This is a genomic window from Hymenobacter ruber, from assembly GCF_054783255.1.
Window position 1 is genome coordinate 1 of record NZ_BAAGQX010000005.1, and the last position, 2899, is coordinate 2899.

Below are 2899 nucleotides of genomic sequence, written 5' to 3' on the forward strand. Positions count from 1 at the left end.
TCCACTTGTTCACCTGCCGCCTATCCACGTCGTCATCTCCGACGGGCCTTCAATTGGGAAATCTCATCTCCAGGTGAGTTTCGCACTTAGATGCTTTCAGCGCTTATCTCGTCCCAGCGTAGCTACCCGGCGCTGCACCTGGCGGTACAACCGGCGCACCAGCGGCTGGTCCATCCCGGTCCTCTCGTACTAAGGACAGGTCCTGTCAAATTTCCAACGCCCACCACAGATAGGGACCGAACTGTCTCACGACGTTCTGAACCCAGCTCGCGTGCCACTTTAATCGGCGAACAGCCGAACCCTTGGGACCTTCTCCAGCCCCAGGACGTGACGAGCCGACATCGAGGTGCCAAACCTCCCCGTCGATATGAGCTCTTGGGGGAGATCAGCCTGTTATCCCCGGCGTACCTTTTATCCTTTGAGCGATGGCCCTTCCATGCGGAACCACCGGATCACTATATCCGTCTTTCGACCCTGCTCGGCTAGTCGGCCTCACAGTCAAGCCCGCTTCTGCTATTGCGCTCTGCGTCCGGTTACCAAGCGGACTGAGCGGACCTTTGAAAGCCTCCGATACTCTTTTGGAGGCGACCACCCCAGTCAAACTACCCAGCAGCCACTGTCTCCCAGAATCCTGGGATTAGGCATCAGGCACAGTAAGGGCGGTATTTCAACGTCGGCTCCCCGAGAACTAGCGTCCCCGGCTCAGCGCCTCCCGCCTATGCTACACATACTGAACCCAACACCAATGGCAACCTATAGTAAAGGTGCACGGGGTCTTTCCGTCCCGTGGCGGGTACTCGGCATCTTCACCGAGACTACAATTTCACCGAGCTCACGGCTGAGACAGCGCCCAGATCGTTACACCATTCGTGCAGGTCGGAACTTACCCGACAAGGAATTTCGCTACCTTAGGACCGTTATAGTTACGGCCGCCGTTTACCGGGGCTTCGATTCAAACCTTCGCCTTGCGACTAAGTTCCCCTCTTAACCTTCCGGCACCGGGCAGGTGTCAGACCTTATACGTCCGCTTGCGCGTTAGCAAAGTCATGTGTTTTTGTTAAACAGTCGCCTGGGCCTTTTCACTGCGGCTTCTTCTATTGCTAGAAGGAAGCGACCCTTCTCCCGAAGTTACAGGTCCATTTTGCCGAGTTCCTTGGCCGTGATTCACTCGAGCGCCTCAGGATGCTCTCCTTGACTACCTGTGTCGGTTTGCGGTACGGGTAATAACAGCGTTAAAACGCTTAGCAGGTTTTCTTGGCAGTCGGATTAGGCACACTATCCGCGTGACCCGAAGGTCGTGCGGTACTATCAGCTTTCGGCTAGGTCCGCGTACTTAACTACGGTCCCACTACCTACGGCCTTCAACGGGCACTTCCGTCCGCCCGCGGTGCTTTCACTTCTGCGTCACTGCATCACTTGCTGTCATTAGTACAGGAATATTAACCTGCTGTCCATCGAGTTCACCTTTCGGCTGCCCCTTAGGTCCCGACTAACCCAATTCCGATTAGCGTTGAATTGGAAACCTTAGTCTATCGGCGTGGGGGTTTCGCACCCCCATTATCGTTACTCATGCCTACATATGCTTTTCTCCACGCTCCACCACGCCTGACGACGCGGCTTCACCGCAAGGAGAATGCTCCCCTACCACGTAACCGTCTTGCAGGTTACATCCAAAGCTTCGGTACTAGATTTGATGCCCGCGTATTATCGATGCCCGGTCGCTCGACCAGTGAGCTGTTACGCACTCTTTAAAGGAATGGCTGCTTCCAAGCCAACCTCCTGGCTGTCAAAGCAACTGGACCTCCTTTGTTCAACTTAATCTAGATTTAGGGACCTTAGCTGTTGGTCTGGGTTCTTTCCCTCTCGGCCGGGGACCTTAGCACCCCAGGCCTCACTGCCGCGTATAGCCACTGGCATTCGGAGTTCATCAGGATTCGGTAGGCTCTGACACCCCCTAGTCCTATTGGTAGCTCTACCTCCAGTGACCTCCACCGCGACGCTGTACCTCAATACATTTCGGGGAGTACGAGCTATTTCTCAGTTTGATTGGCCTTTCACCCCTACCCTCAAGTCATCCAAATCCTTTTCAACGGAAACTGGTTCGGTCCTCCAGTGCGTGTTACCGCACCTTCAACCTGCTCAAGGGTAGCTCACAAAGTTTCGCGTCTACCCCCCCCGACTGCGCGCCCTGTTCAGACTCGCTTTCGCTGCGGCTCCGTGGCTTCAACCACTTAACCTTGCCGGGGAGGAGTAACTCGTAGGCTCATTATGCAAAAGGCACGCTATCAGGAAACGAATTCCCTCTAACTGCTTGTAAGCACACGGTTTCAGGTTCTTTTCACTCCGGTATTCCCGGTTCTTTTCACCTTTCCCTCACGGTACTAGTTCACTATCGGTGTCTCAGGAGTATGTAGCCTTAGCGGATGGTGCCGCTCGCTTCAGACGGGGTTTCTCCGGCCCCGCCCTACTCAGGGTACCGCTACCGTGAATCAGAATTGTCGCTTACCGGGCTCTCACCGTCTATGGCCTGCTTTCCCAAGCAGTTCAGCTAACTCGATTCAATCAGATGTCGCGGCCCTACAACCCCGGACTGGCCGTAACCAACCCGGTTTGGGCTCCTCCCCGTTCGCTCGCCACTACTTGGGGAATCATATGTTATTTTCTTTTCCTGCAGGTACTTAGATGTTTCAGTTCCCTGCGTTTGCCACTGCTGGATAAACCAGTCAGTTCTTGACTCTTCCAGTCAAGGGGTTGCCCCATTCGGAAATCCCGGGATGAACGAGTATGTGCCTCTACCCCGGGCTTATCGCAGCTTATCGCGTCCTTCGTCGCCTCTGAGACCCTAGGCATCCCCCGTGTGCTCTTTGTTACTTCTCTTTCGTAATCACACTTGTTGATT

The 2899-nt window shown here is 54.7% G+C and carries 1 rRNA gene; it reads right to left on the bottom strand.

What is annotated here, in order from left to right:
* Positions 1-2877, bottom strand: a 23S ribosomal RNA gene (locus tag ACYVM5_RS21715); the annotation flags it as partial.
* Between the last annotated feature and the right edge of the window lie 22 nt (positions 2878-2899).